The organism is Rhodoplanes sp. (assembly GCF_013377085.1).
Taxonomy (GTDB): Bacteria; Pseudomonadota; Alphaproteobacteria; order Rhizobiales; family Xanthobacteraceae; genus Rhodoplanes.
On record NZ_JACAAX010000023.1, the window covers coordinates 77,351 to 93,311 of the forward strand.

Sequence of the window (15,961 nt, forward strand, 5' to 3'; positions counted from 1 at the left end):
ATGTTCGAGCAACTGCTCAACGGCTTCGCGACCGCCCTGCTGCCCCTCAACCTGCTGATCGCACTGGCCGGCTGCCTGGTCGGCACGCTGATCGGCGTGCTGCCCGGACTCGGCCCGACGGCGACCCTCGCCATGCTGATCCCGCTGGTGTTCAGCATGCCGCCGGCGACCGCCCTGATCATGCTCACCTCGGTCTATTACGGCTCGATGTATGGCGGCTCGACCACCTCGATCCTGGTCAACATCCCGGGCGAATCCGCCTCGGTGATCACCACCATCGACGGCCACAAGATGGCCATGCAGGGCCGCGCCGGCCCGGCGCTCGCCATCGCGGCGATCGGCTCGTTCATCGCCGGCACCTTCGCGGTGCTGATGCTCACCTTCGTCGGCGCGCCGATCGCCCGCTACGCACTCCTGTTCGGACCGGCCGAGTTCTTCGCCCTGATGGTGTTCGGCCTGTGCACGGTGGCGAGCCTCACCGGCACCAATGTCGCCAAGTCGATCATCAGCACTTGCTTCGGCCTGATGGTCGCGACCGTCGGCATCGACCTCGTCTCCGGCGCCGCCCGCTTCACCTTCGGCAATCCGTTCCTGCAGGACGGCGTCGACTTCGTCGTGGTGGCGATCGGCATGTTCGCGCTCACCGAGGTGGTGATCACGGCGCGCGAAGTGCACGCCGGCACGCGGGCCGAGATCGTCAAGGCCGACAAGGTGTGGGTCTCCTGGTCGGAGTTCCTCTACAGCCTGCCGTCGATCATCCGCGGCACCGTGTTCGGCTTCATCATCGGCATGCTGCCGGGCGCCGGCGCGACGTTGTCGACCTTCATCACCTACAATCTCGAGAAGCGCGTCTGCAGCCATCCCGAACGGCTCGGCACCGGCGACATCCGCGGCGTCGCCAATCCGGAGTCGGCCAACAACGCGGCGAGCGGCGCCTCGCTGGTGCCGCTCCTCACGCTCGGGCTGCCGGGCGGCGGCGCCACCGCCGTGATGCTCGGCGCCCTGATGATGCTCGACATCACACCCGGCCCGTTGATGTTCGAGAAGCACGGCGCCGTGGTGTGGACCCTGATCGCCAGCATGTATGTCGGCAACACCATGCTGCTGCTGCTCAACTGGCCCTTGGTCAACATCTTCGCCCGAGTGATGCGCATCCCGGCCAAGTTCCTGATGCCGACCGTGCTGGTGATCTCGACCATCGGCGTGTGGTCGCTGAGCTACAGCGCCGTCGACCTGGTGCTCACCGGTGCGGCGGGCCTGCTCGGCTACTACATGCGGATCCACAAGTACCCGGTCGAGCCGCTGATCCTCGGCCTGATTCTCGGCGGGCGGCTGGAGCAGGCCTATCGCCAGGCGCTGATCATCTCCAAGGGCTCGAACATGATCTTCCTGGAGAAGCCGATCTCGCTGGGGCTGTTGGTCTGCGCCGCGCTGTTCCTGTTCCTGCCGATGCTGCTCAAGCGGTCGAAGCAGTTCGTCGCCGCGCAGGAAAGCGCCGAGGTGGCCTGACGCAAGTTCGACGAGACCCGGACCCGGCGCCTCACGGCGCCGGGTCTTTTCACGAGTGACGCGAGAGCGGGGAAGAGTCCCTTGTCGGCCGACACGGTCCTGGTCACGGGCGCCAGCGGATTTTTGGGGGCCGCCGTCGCGACGGTGTTGCGCCGCGACGGGTTTCGCGTGCGTGCGCTGGTGCGAAAGACCAGCCCGCGCACCAATCTCGATCCCGCCGACGAGGTCGCCACCGGCGACATCATGGACCGCGCCTCGGTCGCGGCCAGCCTACGCGGCGTACGCTACGCCTTCCACGTCGCCGCCGACTACCGGCTGTGGACGCGCGATCCGGCCGCACTGATCCGCACCAATCTGGACGGCACCCGCATCGTGATGGAGGAGGCGCTGCGCGCCGGCGTCGAGCGCATCGTCTACACGTCGAGCGTCGCGACGCTGCGCCTCGCGGAAGGCGTCGTCGCCGACGAGACCATGCCGCTGTCGGCCGATGACGCGATCGGCGCCTACAAGACCAGCAAGGTCTTGGCCGAGCGCGCCGTCGAGGAGATGGTGGGGCGCGAAAAGCTGCCGGCCGTGATCGTCAATCCGTCCACCCCGATCGGCCCGCGCGACATCAAGCCGACGCCCACCGGCCGCATCATCGTCGAGGCGGCGAAGGGGCGCATGCCGGCCTTCGTCGACACCGGCCTCAACCTCGTCCATGTCGACGACGTCGCCGCCGGGCACCTGCTGGCGTTGCGCCAGGGCGCGGTCGGCGAGCGCTACATCCTGGGCGGCGAGAACGTCTATCTGCGCGACATGCTGATCGACATCGCCCGCCTGGTCGGCCGCCGTCCGCCGGCGATCGAGCTGCCGCGCCGCGCCCTCTTCCCGCTCGCCTACGCGGCCGAGGCTTTTGCGCGTCTGACCGGGCGCGAGCCCTTCGTCACGGTCGACGGGCTGAAGCTGGCGAAGTACCGCATGTTCTTCGATGACAAGAAAGCCCGCCGGGAGCTGGGCTATGTCTCCCGCCCCCATCAGGAAGGCCTCGCCGACGCTTTGGAGTGGTTCCGCAAGGCCGGCATGGTGGGGTGATCACTCGTCATTCCGGGCTCGCCGTTACGCGGCGCCCCGGAATGACGGAGCAATTTACGCCGCGCCGAAATCCACAAACCCGCCCCGCATCGCCCCTGACTGCTTCGCCGCCGTCAAAACCTCGCCGGACGTGAGAGCGGCGAGCTCGTCCGTGTAGCGGTAGTTTTCCGCGTGGCCCGGGAACGCGTCGCTGGTCGCCGGGTGGAAATAGATCTCGCTCGTTCCCTCCGGCAGCCGCTGCAGGAGCGAGGCCGTGCGAACGGCCGTCATGGCGCCGGACCAGGCGAGGCCGAACACCGCATCGGGCACGACGAAGCCGGCCGCCCGCGCCTGCCGCGCCAGCCGTGCCGCCCACCACGCCGTCAGGCGGGCGCCGAGCGGCGACGCCCCCTGCCCGGTCGCATCGATCACGCCGGCCGGCTCGACCGGCACCCGCAGGCCTTTGGCGCCGGCCCGCGACGCCTGCGCCATCACGGCGGCCGCGATGGTCGGGTGCAGATGGAAATGCTTGTGGGCGTTGACGTGGTCGAGTGTCAGGCCAGTCTCGCGGAACGCCGAGAACTGCGCCGCCACCTCGGCCTGCATCTGCCGTCTCACCGAAGGTCGCGCGAAGATCTCGACCGCCAGCCGCACCATGTCGCTGCGGAAGAGTCCGTGCGCATCGACCAGATCGGGCACCTGATCACGGCGCAGCACCGGGCGGGACTCGAGCAGCACCACGTGCAGGCCGACGCGGAGAGTCGGCAGGCGCCGCGCCCGCGCGACCGCGTCGGCCGCGGCCGGCGCGCCGACCATCAGGCTCGCGGCGGAAAGAATTCCGTCGCGATGCGCCTCCTCGATCGCCGCATTGACCTCGACGGCGAGCCCGAAATCATCGGCCGTGACGACGAGGCGTTTCATGGGAGACGAGGCCTCTCCGTGCTCACCTCCCCCTGGAGCGGGGAGGTCGGCGGACGAAGTCCGCCGGGAGGGGGTGACAGCGCTGCCGGTGCGCGGGGCTTCACCCCACCCCGACGCGCTTCGCGCGTCGACCCTCCCCCTCCAGGGGAGGGTGCAGTGCAACGCCCAGCGAAGTGCGCCTCACGCCGCCGCCTGCTTGCGCTCGCGCAGGAAGCGGAAGAACTCGACGCCCTCGCGCAGGCGGCGCTTCATCATCTGGGGCGAGCGCACCATTTCCGAGACGATCGAGGCGATCTTCGGGGCGCGCAGGTAGAAGCGGCGATAGAAGTCCTCGACCGAGGAGAAGATCTCGGTATGGGCGAGGTGCGGATAGTTCATCGCCGCCGCCTGCACGCCGTGCTCGGAGACGAGCTGCATGTTCTCGTCCAGGAGCCAGCCGTTCTCGATCGCCTGGTTGTAGAGATGCGTGCCCGGATAGGGCGCGGCCAGCGACACCTGGATGGTGTGCGGGTTGATCTCGGTGGCGAACCGGATCGTCTCCTCGATGGTCTCCCGGGTCTCGCCCGGCAGGCCGAGAATGAAGGTGCCGTGGATCTGGATGCCGAGATCGTGGCAGTCCTTGGTGAACTGCCGCGCCACCTCGATCCGCATGCCCTTCTTGATGTTGTGCAGGATCTGCTGGTTGCCGGACTCGTAGCCGACCACCAGCAGCCGCAGGCCGTTGTCCCGCATCACCTTCAGGGTCTCGCGCGAAACATTGCCCTTGGCGTTGCACGACCACATGATGCCGAGCTTGCCGATCTCGCGCGCGAGCTCTTCGACGCGCGGCGCGTTGTCGGTCAGCGTGTCGTCGTCGAAGAAGAACTCCTGCACCTGCGGGAACGCCTGCTTGGCCCAGCGCAGCTCGTCGACCACGTGGCCGACGCTGCGCACCCGGTAGCGATGGCCGCCGATGGTCTGCGGCCACAGACAGAAGGTGCAGCGCGATTTGCACCCGCGCCCCGTGTAGAACGACAGATACGGGTGGCGCAGATAGCCCGAAAAATAGTTCTCGATGACGAGGTCGCGCTTGTAGACGGGGCTGACGAACGGCAGCGCGTCCATGTCCTCGAGGATCTCGCGCTCGTCGTTGTGGACGATGACGCCGTCGCGGTTGCGCCAGGAGATGCCCTTCACGGCAGAAAAATCGCGCCCTTCGGCGATCTCCTTCACGGTGAAGTCGAATTCTTCACGCGCCACGAAATCGATCACCGGGGATGCGGCCAGGCACCCCTGCGCGTCGACCATCGCCTTGGCGCCGACCAGGCCGATCTTCACGCCCGGATGGGCGGCCCGGATCGCCTCGGCGGTGCGGATGTCGGACGAGAAGGACGGCGTCGAGGTGTGCAGCACCACCAGGTCGCGGGTCTTCACCTCGGGCAGCACGTCGTCGATGCCGAGCCGGTGCGGCGGCGCATCGATCAGCTTCGAGCCCTCGACCAGCGCGGCGGGCTGCGCCAGCCAGGTCGGATACCAGAACGAGCGGATCTCCCGCTTCGACTGATAGCGCGCGCCGGCGCCGCCGTCGTAGCCGTCGTAGGAGGGCCCCTGCAGAAACAGCGTGCGCATCATCTCACCGACTCCCCTTTGGCGGCATTCTGGTCGGCCGCGTTCTCGGTGAACGTGCCATCCGCCTTCATCTCGTAGTCCTGGTTCTTCCAGGTCACCCCGCGGCCGAGGAAACTCGCCACGAACACGCCGAAGGTCAAGAGGTCGCGCAGCAGCACGAGCGAAAGCGCCGGCACCGGAAGCGCGAAGGCAACACTGACCCGCAACGCCAGCACGATACGGCAGAAGATTGCGGCGATCACGAGCCCGAACGCCGGCCGTCCGCCGCCGGCCGCGATCGCCAGCACCGCGAAGGCGAGCGGATGCGTGACGCCGGAGCCGAGCCAGCCGGCCGGATCGAGGCCCCTCACGGTGCGGGCCCATCGAAGCTCATGCCCCCACAGAGCCCTGGGGCTCGCCTCGTCGCAACGATGCAGCACGGCGAGCGGCGGCACCGCCACACTTTTACCGTGCGCCCGGACGGCGGCGCCGATCGCGTAGTCGTCCGCCAGGATGTCGGCAAAACGCTCGAAGCCGCCGATGGCCTGCAGGGTGTCGCACCGCAGCGCGATCAGGGCACCGAAACAGGGCGTCGCCCGGCCGAGCGCGATCCCGACCACGGCGTTGGGCAGGAAGTGCGCGGTGAGCCCGAGCGCGCAGAGATCCGACCACACGCCCACGACCCCGGCGCCGCCATACAGGCAGGTGACGGCACCGACGCCCGGCTGCTCCAGCGCCGCGACGACCTGGGCGAGGTCGGTCTCCCGTAAGCTGATGTCGCTGTCCGACAGCACGACCAAGTCGTGGCGGATTTTTTCCACCATGTTGATCAGGTTGGAGATTTTCGGATTGGTGCCGTGCCGGGCGGGATTGATCACCAGATCGATGGCGAGGCCCGGATGATCGGCGATCAGCCGCTGCACCACGGCCACGGCAGGATCGGCCGGATCGGCGACCCCGCAGACGATCTGAAGCGAACCCGCAAAAGTCTGGCGGCACAGCGAGGCGAGGTTGTTGTAGAGGCCCGGCTCGGCACCATGCAGCGGCTTGAGCACCGTGACGCCGGAGAGGGATGCGCCAGCGGCCAGCAACGGCACCGGTCGCGCCGCGAAGCGGCCGACCAGCACGATCGCCATGACGAGATAGCCGCAGCCGGCGAGCGCCAGCAGCATCAGGACGGCCGTGAGCAGGGTGGCGAGCATGGCGTCAGGCGGCCGGTGTCCCGGACACGCGTGTCCCGGACACCGGCGCTCCCGTGGATGTCGCCGCCGCCGAAAGATCGCGACGCTCGCGCCAGCGGCGGCCCTCCATCCACTGCCAGATCACCAAGCCCGGCAGGCCGGTGGCGAGGTCGGCGACGCGCTTGACCAGGGACAGCGCCATCGCCTGGTCGGGCGGAATGCCGAACACGGCGCACAGCACGATCAGCCCGCCCTCCTGGGCGCCGAGCGCGCCCGGGATCGCGAAGGCAGCGCCGCGGATCGCGTGCATCAGGCTCTCGATCACCAGCGCCTCGGCGAGACTGACGGGATGGCCCATGAACCAGAACGCGACAAGGACCTCGCCGATGCCGGTCAGCCAGTCGAGATAATGCAGCACGACGCTCGCCGTCATCCGGGAGCGGCTCGCATGCAGGGCCGAGAGGTCGACGAACAGCCGGTCGATCTTGGCGGAGGCATAGCGGGCCCAGTCGCCGCGGAAGCGCGCCAGCACCCAGCCGAAGGCACGGTGACCGCCGCGCCGCTGCACGACATAGAAGCCGACCAGCGCCGGCACGGCCAGCGCGAGACCCAAGGCGGCGATCCAGGCGACCGAGGAGTCGGCCCCCAGCCAGACCAGGACGGCAAGGCCGGTCATCGCGAACAGCGCCTGGGTGACGGCCAGCACCAGCACGTCGACGATGACGCTGGCGGTGGCGAGCGCCCCCGGCACGCCGAAGAAGGTCAGCAGCCGCGCCCCGATCAGGTCGCCGCCGACCTGGCCGAGCGGCAGCAGCGCATTGGCGCCCTCGCGGACGAAGCGCAGCGACAGGCAGGTGGAGAGCGGCGGGCGTTCCTTGGGCGGAAACAGCACCCACCAGCCGACCGCGGCGATGCTGGCGGTCCCGGCTCGCACCAGCACGACCAGCACGATGCCGAAGCCGATGCCGGCGATCGCCTCGCGCACGAGCGCGGCGCCCGACCACACGGTCAGGCCGATCAGCACGGCGAGGCCGATCAGCAGTCCGAGAAGCCCCGTGGTCCTGACGATCCGCATGCCGTCCTCGAGAAAGCGCCGTCGCGCGAGGCGCCCCTTGGCCGGTCCGCCGGAGGTCGCGCGTCCTAGATCACCAGAACTGCTGGATCGTGAACGCCCGGGTTATGCCGAACCCGAACGTCACCTGGTCGGGCGAGCCCCGCATCGTCACCAGCGGCGAGTCGGCGGCGCTGTCCATCAGGCGCTGATATTCGACATAGACGTGGGTCGCGAGCTCGGGCGTCCAGAAATAGCGGGCCTGGGCGCCGGCGCCGACCGACTGGAGGCCGCCCTTGGCCTGGTACACCGGCAGGCCGGACTGGAACGACTGCCACGGCGTGATGCTGAAATACGGATCGAGCGCCATGTCGGAGGCGAGCGACAGGCGCGGTCCGCCGGAGAGCGTCAGGGCCGACGTCACCGGCAGGACGAGATCGGCCGTCAGGTCGCCGACCACGCCGTGATGGCCGCCGAAGCCTTGGCGGACCTCGGCGCGGCTGCGCAGCCAGGGCATCCACCAGTATTCGAAGAAGCCGCCGACCTCGACGGCCCAGTCGACGTCGCCGAGCCCGTAGAGCTCGCTCGACTGGGATTCCTTGCGCTGGGCCCGGATCTTCAGGTTGGGACCGATCTTGAGGGACTGCGTCTCGAACAGGGCGATGCCGGCGCCGTCGCGCGGCGCGCGGAACTCCTCCGGCGTGCCGACCCGGCGAAAGCCGAAGATCGGCGCCGGCCGGACCGTATAGGTGTCGCCGCCGAGGAACACGGTCTCGACCCGGCCCTCGACCCCGACGGTGACGATCCAGGCCGGCAAGGCCGCGTCCGCCTTCGTCGGGTACGGCCCGGCGCCGAGATCAGCGGCCGCTGCCGTGCCGACAAGGGCGAGCCACGCGGTCAGAAGGGCCGCGCCGAAGCGCTCGGATCGGATCTGCAATCGACTTCCCCATTCCCAGAACAGCCGGACACCCGGCCCGCCGCGATTCGCGCCCGTCCCCTCAGGCGAACCGAACGCTACACTGCGGGCCGCTGCGACGCAAAACCGGGGAACGTCCCGTAGGAGCCTGCAAGATCAGGCCAAATCATTAACATTATCAGAATATTGCCGGATGTTTCCGGTGTGGCTGAACGGCCACGCCGCGGCTTCGGGGCACGCCCGTCCGACGATCCGCGATCTCCTGTTGCGGCGCCGCCACACGGCTCGAAAAACACGCGAAAATGCCGCCGGACCGTCGCGTCCGGGCGGCATTGCCGTATTGTCGGCGTATCCCGTCCCTGAGTTGAGGCCACGGCTTCCGGTGTCACGCGTCGGGCCGCTCGGTAACCTTCCGGTCGAACGCCTTCCGGCGAAGGCCAGCCCCAAGGAGTGAACATGATACGCAGAGTCAGCCTGCTCGCTGCGGCCCTTGTGGTCTCGACCCTGGCCTCGTCCGTGGTGACGAAGGCCGAGAACCTCGATCCCGAGGGACGCTTCACCAACGGCTTCTATGGATCCTACGGAACGGTCTACAAGCCCGGCTATTCGCGGATCGCGAAGGCCAATGTCGGCATCGACGCGTCCTATGCGCCCGGCACCATCGTGGTGAACACCACCGAGCGCCGGCTCTATCTGGTCACCGGACCCGGCCAGGCGATTCGCTACGGCATCGGGGTGGGCCGCGACGGCTTCCGCTGGGCCGGCAACACCGCCGTTTCGGCCAAGAAGGAATGGCCGTCCTGGACGCCGCCCGCCGAGATGCGCCAACGCGTCCGTGGCCTGCCCAGCCACATGGCGGGCGGGATCAACAACCCGCTCGGCGCCCGCGCCCTCTATCTCGGCTCGTCGCTCTACCGCATCCACGGCTCCAACGAGCCGGAGACCATCGGGCAGGCGGTGTCGTCGGGCTGCTTCCGGATGACCAACGAGGACGTCATCGACCTCTACGACCGGGTCAGAGTCGGGGCCAGGGTGGTGGTGCTGCGCTGAAGGCGGGATGCCGCACTTCCCTTACCTCCCCCTGGAGGGGGGAGGTCGGCGGACGAAAGTCCGCCGGGAGGGGGTGATCGGCGAAGCCGGCGTTTGCGGCTTCACCCCACCCCGGTCGTCCGCTTCGCGGACGCCCGACCCTCCCGCCGCGGCGAAGCCGCGGAACCCGGGGGAGGGTGAACGGTCCCGGGGTCGGCAAAACAGAGAATCGCCGTTCACCCCCGCTTCGGGGGATCGCGCGACAGGCCCTTGGCCTCCAGCTCGGCCGCGTACTCGGCCTGGTAGCGGGCGAGGTTGCGACCGCAATCCAGAAGGTAGTCCCAACTGTAGATGCCGGTCTCGTGCATGTCGTCGAAGCCGAGCCGCACCGCGTAGTTGCCGACCGGCTGAACCTCCAGGATGGTGACGTTTCGCTTGCCGGCGACCAGCTTGCGCTCGGCCGCCGAATGGCCCTGCACCTCGGCGCTGGGGCTGCGCACCCGTAAAAGCTCGGCCGGCAGCTCGAAGGTCTCGCCGGTGTCGAAGGCGACCTTGAGGGCGGCGCGGTCCTTGCGGAGCCGCAGCTCGGTCGGCCAAGACTTTGCCGTCGCGGAAGAGTCGGTGCTCATCGGTCCTCGCCGTCCTCGATCGTGATGCCGTGTAGGTGGCCGTGGTCTCGTCGTTTTGTCCGCGTCGATCCCGTGGCGGTGTTCGCCCCCGATCGACACCTCCCATAATACCACCCGGCCGTTTGTTACGCGGCGAGATCCGCCGGGACAGCCCGCCGGTGCGGCAGAAATCGTCCTCCCCGCGACGATCAGCAAGCATTATATGGATTGCATCAAGACTGACGTCGCGACCGATCGGCCGGAACGCGACCACGGCCCGCCCCGATCCGAGACGCTCCGAGGAGACCGCGAGATGGCCTTCGAGACCGCCCCGCATGAGGGGATTTCGGAATCGGCAGCGCCGCATGCGGCGCCGCTGGCGGTGCCCGTTTCGACGGCGCGGGCCACCGCCCCGCAGGCCACCGCACCGCTGGTCGACCCGTTCGCGCGTGCCATCACGTATCTGCGCGTCTCGGTGACGGACCGCTGCGACCTGCGCTGCGTCTACTGCATGTCCGAGCACATGACGTTCCTGCCCAAGGCCGACATCCTCAGCCTGGAGGAGCTCGACCGGCTGTGCTCGGCGTTCATCTCGCGCGGCGTGCGCAAGCTGCGCATCACGGGCGGCGAGCCTTTGGTGCGGCGCGACATCATGCGGCTGTTCCGCTCGCTGGCGCGCCATGTCGGCGCCGGCGTGGGCTCCGGCGCGCTGGACGAGCTGACCGTCACCACCAACGGCTCGCAACTGGAAAAATTCGCCGCCGAGCTCGCCGACTGCGGCGTGCGCCGCCTCAACGTCTCGCTCGACACGCTCGATCCGGACAAATTCCGCGACATCACCCGCTGGGGCGATCTCGACCAGGTGAAGGCCGGCATCGCGGCCGCGCAGCGCGCCGGCCTCGCCGTCAAGATCAACGCGGTCGCCTTGAAGGGCGTCAACGAGGACGAGCTCGGCGAACTCCTCGCCTGGGCGCATGGCGAAGGCATGGACCTCACCATCATCGAGGTGATGCCGCTCGGCGACATCGGCGAGAACCGGCTCGACCAGTATCTGCCGCTCTCGATGGTGCGGGCGAAGCTCGCCGAACGCTTCACCCTGACCGACACCGACTACCGCACCGGCGGCCCGGCCCGCTACGTGCAGGTGGCCGAGACGGGCGGCCGGCTCGGCTTCATCACGCCGCTGACCCACAATTTCTGCGAATCCTGCAACCGGGTGCGGATCACCTGCACCGGCACCCTGTTCATGTGCCTGGGCCAGGAGGACGCCGCGGATCTGCGCGCCGCGCTGCGGGCCTCGACCGACGACGTCCTCCTGCACACGGCCCTCGACGAGGCGATCTCCCGCAAGCCCAAGGGGCACGATTTCGTCATCGACCGCCGCCGCAAGCGCCCGGCCCTCGCCCGCCACATGAGCGTGACGGGGGGGTGACCTCTACCGTGTCATTCCGGGACGCGCCTTTGCGCGCGGACCCGGAATCCAACCATGGGCACTGAATTGGTCGCTGGATTCCGGGTTCGCGGCTTCGCCGCGCCCCGGAATGACGCCGTGATCCCGGTCGGCCGCATGGCCCGGCCGGAAAACTCGGGATTGACGCCGCGGTTTGATCCGCCCTATGCGATGGACCATCGTCTGGCTGCCATCCGTGCATGTCCGGACCGTGGAACCGTGGAGCGCGCCGCCTCGCGACGCTGCGACCCCGTCGCGCAGGTGATCACGTGAAGGCTCTTCTCGGCCTCTGCCGCCTCGTCGATACCGTCAACGCCCGCCTCGGGCGAAGCCTGAGCTGGCTGATCCTGGTGGCCGTCCTGGTATCCGCCATCAACGCCATCATCCGCAAAAGCTTCGGCATGTCGGCCAATGCCTGGCTCGAGCTGCAATGGGTGCTGTTCGGCGCCGTCTTCCTGATGTGCTCGCCCTGGACGTTGCTCGACAACGAGCACATCCGCATCGACATCGTGAACACGCGCTTCAAGCCGCGCACCCGCGACATCATCGAGCTGGTCGGCCATACGCTGTTCCTGCTGCCCCTGTGCGTCGTGATGATCGTGACGAGCTGGCCGTTCTTCCTGAGGGCCGCACCGAGCTTCAGCCAGGTCGGCGCCGTGCTGGACGCATTCCCGGCCGTCTTCGCCGACGCGCCGCTGCGCTGGCTGCCCAACATGATCGCGTGGTGGAAGCAGCTCATCGGCCTCGGCGAGCAGTCGTTCAACGCCGGCGGCCTGCCACAGTGGCCGGCGAAGCTCCTGGTGTTCGCCGGCTTCGCCATGCTGTTCCTCCAGGGCCTGTCGGAGCTGGTCAAGCGCATCGCCGTTATGATGGGCCGCATTCCCGACCCGCATGCCGGGCCTGGCGGCCATTTGTCCTCCTTCGAGGCGGACGCCGAAAACCTGGCGGGCACGCCCGACCCGGCCGAACGACGTTGAGGGCCGGACCCGCATCATGACCGCGTTCCTCATCCAAAACATGGCGCCGATCATGTTCGCGGCGCTGGTGGTCTTCCTGCTGCTCGGCTACCCGGTCGCCTTCTCGCTCGCCGCCAACGGCCTGCTGTTCGGCCTGCTCGGCATCGAGCTCGGCCTGTTCCGCCCCGACTTCCTTCAGGCCCTGCCCGAGCGCGTGTTCGGCGTGATGAGCAACGAGACCCTGCTGGCGGTCCCGTTCTTCACCTTCATGGGCCTGATCCTCGAACGCTCCGGCATGGCCGAGGATCTGCTCGACACCATCGGGCAACTGTTCGGCCGCATCCGCGGCGGACTGGGCTATGCCGTGGTGTTCGTCGGCGCGCTCTTGGCCGCCACCACGGGTGTGGTCGCCGCCTCGGTGATCTCGATGGGGCTGATCTCGCTCCCCATCATGCTGCGCTACGGCTACGACCGCCGCGTCGCCTCCGGCGTCATCGCAGCCTCCGGCACGCTCGCCCAGATCATCCCGCCCTCGCTGGTGCTGATCATCATGGCCGACCAGCTCGGTCGTTCGGTCGGCGACATGTACGAGGGCGCCTTCCTGCCCGGCCTGATGCTGGCCGGGCTCTATGCCGGCTACATCTTCGTGGTGTCGATGGTCTCCCCGAAGGCGACCCCGGGCCTGCCGCCGGAGGCGATCGGCTTCCGCGAGGAGAACGGCCGGCGCGGCATGACCTCGCTCGCGGTGCTGACGGTGTTGAGCGGCCTCGTCGGCTGGGTGGTGATGAGCGGCCGTCTGAGCACGGCGCTGGAGCCGTTCGCCCCCGGACTCGCCGCCGCACTGGCGCCGCCGACGATGAACGGGGCGGACTTCGTCGTCCTCACCATGTTCGTCGCCATCCTGTTCGCGTTCGTGGTGGCGATCGCCAACAGGATCGCCGTTCGGACGCTCGGGATCGGCGTGCTGTCGAAGATCTGCCAGCAGGTGGTCTTCGTGATGGTGCCGCCCCTGTTCCTGATCTTCCTGGTGCTCGGCACCATCTTCATCGGGCTGGCCACCCCGACCGAGGGCGGCGCCATGGGGGCGCTCGGCGCCGTGGTGCTGGCGATCGTCAAGCGCCGCCTCGACCTCGGCCTGCTCCGCCAGGCGACCTATGCGACCGCCAAGCTGTCGGCCTTCGCGGTGTTCATCCTGATCGGCGCCCGGGTGTTCTCGCTGACCTTCTACGGCGTCAACGGCCATCTCTGGGTCGAGCACCTGCTCACCTCGCTGCCCGGCGGGCAGATCGGCTTCCTGATATTCGTCAACCTGTTCGTCTTCGTGCTGGCGTTCTTCCTCGATTATTTCGAGCTCGCCTTCATCATCATCCCGCTGATCGGGCCGGTGGCCGAAAAGCTCGGCATCGATCTCATCTGGTTCGGCGTGATGCTCGGGGTCAACATGCAGACCTCGTTCATGCATCCCCCGTTCGGCTTCGCGCTGTTCTTCCTGCGATCGGTGGCTCCCAAGGAGCCCTATCACGACCGCCTCACCGGCAAGCTGACGGCCCCGATCTCCACCGCCCAGATCTATTGGGGTGCGATCCCCTTCGTGATCATCCAGCTCATCGGCGTCGCGCTGGTGATCATCTTTCCGCAGCTCGTCATGCACTACAAGGGCACGGCCACGACGGTCGACCCGAGCAAGATCGAGCTGCAGATGGCGCCGCCCGACACGCCGCCCGCGCTCGATCTGCGGTGAGGCTCGGAGCCTCCACGGCTCAGCCTCGATTGAAGCCTGATACCGGCGCCATCGTCACCTCTCCCCGCGTGCGGGCTACGGGAAGCACAGATCTCGTTTTGTCGAGACCATCCGGTGTTACGGCAAAGCGCGCACCTTCCCCACCGTCGTCATCGCCGGGCTTGACCCGGCGATCCATCATCCTGCGACCAAAGCGTTTTTGCGAAACGTGATGGATGCGCGGGTCGAGCCCGCGCATGACGCTTTCATGCATGGCGAGCCTTGTGTGCATCCCGTGGCGCACGCGGGGAGAAGGGGCGCCCGCAGCCCTGCCCCATAAGAAAAGCCCCGGAGCAGCGCTCCGGGGCTTCCTGTATCCACACCGTCTCACCCGCCCCCGAAGGCGCGCGGTGACCCCTCAGCCGCGGGTGCGGCTGCGGATCATGTAGGTGTCGTAGTTGTATTCGGCGACCTGCCACCAGAAATACTCGTCGTTGCGGAAGGCCTGCATGTCGTCGATCATCGTCTTGAACGCCGCGTTCTTGGCCGAGATCTCCGCCCACAGCTCGTTGGTGGCCTTCAGGCAGGCGTCGAGAATGTCGTTGGAGAACGGGCGGAGCTGCCCGCCCTGGGACAGGATCTTGCGCAGACCCTGCGGGTTCAGGGCGTCGTAGCGGGTGATCATGTAGTTGGTCGCGGCGTGGCCGGCGTTGAGCAGGATCGCCTGATAGGACTTCGGCAGCTCGTTCCACTTGTCGAGATTGACGTAGCCGTGGACCATCGGGCCGCCTTCCCAGAAGCCCGGGTAGTAGTAATACGGCGCCACCTTCACCAGGCCGAGCTTCTCGTCGTCGTAGGGGCCGACCCACTCGGCGGCGTCGATCGTGCCCTTCTCCAGCGCCGGATAGACGTCGGCACCGGCGAGTTGCTGCGGCACCACGCCGACCTTCTGCAGCACCTGGCCGGCGATGCCGCCGATGCGCATCTTGAGGCCCTGCAGGTCTCCGGGCGTCTTGATCTCCTTGCGGAAGAAACCGCCCATCTGCGCCCCGGTGTTGCCGACCGGGAAGCCGAAGATGTTGTACTTCTTGTAGAACTCGTTGAACTTCTCGTTGCCGCCGTTCTGGAACAGCCAAGCCGCCTGCTGGCGGGCATTGAGGCCGAACGGCACCGCCGCAGCGATCGCGAAGGTCGGGTCCTTGCCCACGTAATAGTAGGACACCGAGTGGCACATCTCGACCGTGCCACCCGAGGTGGCGTCGAGCGCCTGCAGGCCGGGGACGATCTCGCCCGCCGCGAAATGCTGGATCTGGAAGCGGCCGTCGGTCATCTCGGCGACCTGCTTCACCAGCATCTCACCCGCCCCGTACAGGGTGTCGAGCGACTTCGGGAAGCTCGAGGCCATGCGCCACTTGATCTCGGGCGACGACTGGGCGACGGCCGGCATGGCGACGGCGCTGGCGGCGGTGCCGGCGGCGAGCGCGCCGAGGAACTGACGTCTCTTCATCCTGGGGCTTCCTCTCTGAACCGTGACGGTGAGGCAGTCGGCGGCTTGAAATGAAGGCCGCACGTGACGATTGGGTTTGGCTCTAGCACAGCCGGGGCGCCGCGCAAGCGCGCGATGGCGAGACCGCCCGCCACCGGGTCGCAGACGCGCCCTGCCCCGACCTCAGCCCATAAAAAAGCGGCCCGAGCGGCAAAGCGCCCGGGCCGCAAGGTCGGGCCCCTCGGGGCCCGGTCGGGCTCGATAGGCCCGCTCGACGCGCCGTCAGGCGCGCTCGACGCACATGGCGATACCCATGCCGCCGCCGATGCACAGCGTGGCAAGACCCTTCTTGGCGCTGCGGCGCCGCATCTCGAACAGGAGCGTGATGAGGACGCGGGCCCCGGAGGCGCCGATCGGATGGCCGAGCGCGATGGCGCCTCCGTTGACGTTGAGCTTGGCCGGGTCGAAGCCCATCTCGCGGCCGACCGCCACGG

Annotated in this window: 14 protein-coding genes and 1 pseudogene; 6 read left to right on the top strand and 9 right to left on the bottom strand. The window is 68.3% G+C overall.

The window, feature by feature from the left end:
- Nucleotides 1-1,509, top strand: a complete 1,509-nt coding sequence (locus tag HXX10_RS16860; RefSeq protein ID WP_296523939.1) for a tripartite tricarboxylate transporter permease — start codon at nt 1-3, stop codon at nt 1,507-1,509.
- Between the two features lie 81 nt (nt 1,510-1,590).
- Entirely contained in the window at nt 1,591-2,583 is a 993-nt protein-coding gene (gene hpnA, locus HXX10_RS16865; protein ID WP_296523941.1) for a hopanoid-associated sugar epimerase, read from the top strand.
- A gap of 54 nt (nt 2,584-2,637) precedes the next feature.
- Here the strand turns inward: hpnA and hpnK are convergent, their stop codons facing one another.
- The 5 genes from hpnK to HXX10_RS16890 all read right to left on the bottom strand — a co-directional run bounded on the left by hpnK (nt 2,638) and on the right by HXX10_RS16890 (nt 8,239).
- The gene (gene hpnK / locus HXX10_RS16870; RefSeq protein ID WP_296523943.1) at nt 2,638-3,483 is read right to left on the bottom strand and encodes a hopanoid biosynthesis-associated protein HpnK; all 846 of its coding nucleotides are present in this window, start codon (nt 3,481-3,483) and stop codon (nt 2,638-2,640) included.
- Between the two features lie 180 nt (nt 3,484-3,663).
- Entirely contained in the window at nt 3,664-5,091 is a 1,428-nt protein-coding gene (gene hpnJ / locus HXX10_RS16875; RefSeq protein WP_367141991.1) for a hopanoid biosynthesis associated radical SAM protein HpnJ, read from the bottom strand.
- Nucleotides 5,091-6,272, bottom strand: a complete 1,182-nt coding sequence (hpnI, locus tag HXX10_RS16880) for a bacteriohopanetetrol glucosamine biosynthesis glycosyltransferase HpnI (protein WP_296523947.1) — start codon at nt 6,270-6,272, stop codon at nt 5,091-5,093. Before hpnI ends, hpnJ begins: the two co-directional genes overlap by 1 nt.
- Nucleotides 6,273-6,276: 4 nt before the next feature.
- Nucleotides 6,277-7,326 carry a lysylphosphatidylglycerol synthase domain-containing protein gene (locus tag HXX10_RS16885; RefSeq protein ID WP_296523949.1) on the bottom strand — a complete coding sequence of 350 codons (1,050 nt, stop codon included), beginning with the start codon at nt 7,324-7,326 and terminating at the stop codon, nt 6,277-6,279.
- Nucleotides 7,327-7,396: 70 nt separating this feature from the next.
- Nucleotides 7,397-8,239, bottom strand: a complete 843-nt coding sequence (locus HXX10_RS16890) for a MipA/OmpV family protein (protein WP_296523950.1) — start codon at nt 8,237-8,239, stop codon at nt 7,397-7,399.
- Nucleotides 8,240-8,674: 435 nt separating this feature from the next.
- Between HXX10_RS16890 and HXX10_RS16895 the strand changes: the two genes are divergently transcribed.
- The gene (locus HXX10_RS16895; protein WP_296523951.1) at nt 8,675-9,268 is read left to right on the top strand and encodes a L,D-transpeptidase; all 594 of its coding nucleotides are present in this window, start codon (nt 8,675-8,677) and stop codon (nt 9,266-9,268) included.
- A gap of 215 nt (nt 9,269-9,483) precedes the next feature.
- Here the strand turns inward: HXX10_RS16895 and HXX10_RS16900 are convergent, their stop codons facing one another.
- Nucleotides 9,484-9,876 (bottom strand): DUF971 domain-containing protein, encoded by a 393-nt coding sequence (locus tag HXX10_RS16900; RefSeq protein WP_296523952.1) that lies wholly within the window; start codon nt 9,874-9,876, stop codon nt 9,484-9,486.
- A gap of 292 nt (nt 9,877-10,168) precedes the next feature.
- On the opposite strand from HXX10_RS16900, the gene moaA reads away from it, so the two are divergent.
- The 3 genes from moaA (at nt 10,169) to HXX10_RS16915 (ending at nt 14,002) form a co-directional block, all read left to right on the top strand.
- Nucleotides 10,169-11,287, top strand: a complete 1,119-nt coding sequence (gene moaA / locus HXX10_RS16905) for a GTP 3',8-cyclase MoaA (protein WP_296523953.1) — start codon at nt 10,169-10,171, stop codon at nt 11,285-11,287.
- Between the two features lie 287 nt (nt 11,288-11,574).
- On the top strand, nt 11,575-12,282 hold the full coding sequence (locus tag HXX10_RS16910; RefSeq protein ID WP_296523954.1) for a TRAP transporter small permease subunit: 708 nt from the start codon (nt 11,575-11,577) through the stop codon (nt 12,280-12,282).
- 16 nt (nt 12,283-12,298) lie between these two features.
- A complete protein-coding gene (locus HXX10_RS16915) occupies nt 12,299-14,002 on the top strand; it encodes a TRAP transporter large permease subunit (protein ID WP_296523956.1) in 1,704 nt (567 codons plus the stop codon).
- Between the two features lie 19 nt (nt 14,003-14,021).
- On the opposite strand, the gene HXX10_RS16920 is transcribed toward HXX10_RS16915, so the two are convergent.
- The 3 genes and pseudogenes from HXX10_RS16920 to HXX10_RS16930 form a co-directional block, all read right to left on the bottom strand.
- Complete coding sequence (locus HXX10_RS16920) at nt 14,022-14,255, bottom strand: hypothetical protein (RefSeq protein WP_296523957.1); 234 nt, start codon at nt 14,253-14,255, stop codon at nt 14,022-14,024.
- 144 nt (nt 14,256-14,399) lie between these two features.
- On the bottom strand, nt 14,400-15,488 hold the full coding sequence (locus HXX10_RS16925) for a TRAP transporter substrate-binding protein (RefSeq protein WP_296523958.1): 1,089 nt from the start codon (nt 15,486-15,488) through the stop codon (nt 14,400-14,402).
- Nucleotides 15,489-15,749: 261 nt separating this feature from the next.
- Nucleotides 15,750-15,961, bottom strand: a pseudogene (locus HXX10_RS16930) (acetyl-CoA C-acetyltransferase); the annotation flags it as partial.

Excerpts from the sequence above, each read along its gene's own strand:
- HXX10_RS16860 (WP_296523939.1), top strand. The coding sequence starts at position 1 with ATGTTCGAGCAACTGCTCAACGGCTTCGCGACCGCCCTGCTGCCCCTC.
- hpnK (WP_296523943.1), bottom strand. The coding sequence starts at position 3,483 with ATGAAACGCCTCGTCGTCACGGCCGATGATTTCGGGCTCGCCGTCGAG.
- hpnJ (WP_367141991.1), bottom strand. The coding sequence starts at position 5,091 with ATGCGCACGCTGTTTCTGCAGGGGCCCTCCTACGACGGCTACGACGGC.
- hpnI (WP_296523947.1), bottom strand. The coding sequence starts at position 6,272 with ATGCTCGCCACCCTGCTCACGGCCGTCCTGATGCTGCTGGCGCTCGCC.
- HXX10_RS16885 (WP_296523949.1), bottom strand. The coding sequence starts at position 7,326 with ATGCGGATCGTCAGGACCACGGGGCTTCTCGGACTGCTGATCGGCCTC.
- HXX10_RS16895 (WP_296523951.1), top strand. The coding sequence starts at position 8,675 with ATGATACGCAGAGTCAGCCTGCTCGCTGCGGCCCTTGTGGTCTCGACC.
- HXX10_RS16900 (WP_296523952.1), bottom strand. The coding sequence starts at position 9,876 with ATGAGCACCGACTCTTCCGCGACGGCAAAGTCTTGGCCGACCGAGCTG.
- moaA (WP_296523953.1), top strand. The coding sequence starts at position 10,169 with ATGGCCTTCGAGACCGCCCCGCATGAGGGGATTTCGGAATCGGCAGCG.
- HXX10_RS16915 (WP_296523956.1), top strand. The coding sequence starts at position 12,299 with ATGACCGCGTTCCTCATCCAAAACATGGCGCCGATCATGTTCGCGGCG.
- HXX10_RS16920 (WP_296523957.1), bottom strand. The coding sequence starts at position 14,255 with ATGCATGAAAGCGTCATGCGCGGGCTCGACCCGCGCATCCATCACGTT.
- HXX10_RS16925 (WP_296523958.1), bottom strand. The coding sequence starts at position 15,488 with ATGAAGAGACGTCAGTTCCTCGGCGCGCTCGCCGCCGGCACCGCCGCC.